The organism is Benzoatithermus flavus, assembly GCF_037908215.1.
Taxonomy (GTDB): domain Bacteria; phylum Pseudomonadota; class Alphaproteobacteria; order Geminicoccales; family Geminicoccaceae; genus Benzoatithermus; species Benzoatithermus flavus.
Genome location: NZ_JBBLZC010000129.1, coordinates 1 through 540, shown reverse-complemented (window position 1 = coordinate 540; position 540 = coordinate 1). Strand labels below are relative to the sequence as shown.

Annotated in this window: 1 pseudogene and 1 riboswitch; the pseudogene reads left to right on the top strand. The window is 52.2% G+C overall.

Annotated elements, in window-relative coordinates:
• A pseudogene (locus U1T56_RS24485) lies at positions 1–355 on the top strand (oligopeptide ABC transporter substrate-binding protein); the annotation flags it as partial.
• 50 nt (positions 356–405) lie between these two features.
• Positions 406–510, top strand: a riboswitch (SAM riboswitch).
• The last annotated feature ends 30 nt before the right edge of the window (positions 511–540 follow it).

The window sequence follows — 540 nt, the reverse complement described above, 5'->3', positions numbered from 1 at the left end:
CGATCCGAAAGTGGATGTCTACGCCGCCGCTTGGGCAACTGGAACGGACGTCGACCCGTACGGATTGTACGGCCGCAACGTCATGTTCAACTACTCGCGTTGGGTGAACGAGAAAAATGATGAGCTGCTGGAAAAAGGCCATTCCGAGCAGGCGTTTGACAAGGAGTATCGCCGGAAAATTTACAGCGAGTGGCAAAAGCTAATGAACGAAGAAGTGCCGGTCATCCCAACGTTGTATCGTTCCGCCATCTATGCGGTCAACAACCGTGTCGCCAACTTTACGGTTGACCCGAGCTCGAAGCTGACGTGGAAAGATGTCGGCGTCACGTCCGAGCAACCGGAAGTCGAACAATGACGATTGTTGCCTTTGATGATGTACGATAAGATAGAAGATAAATTGCATACGTCTTATCAAGAGTGGGCGAGAGAACGGGCTTGATGACCCCACAGCAACCTGCCGCAGGCAAGGTGCTAACACCCGCAAAGCGGTTTCGCTTTGGATGATAAGAACGGCTCATGACCCCTTTCGCATCATTCCGA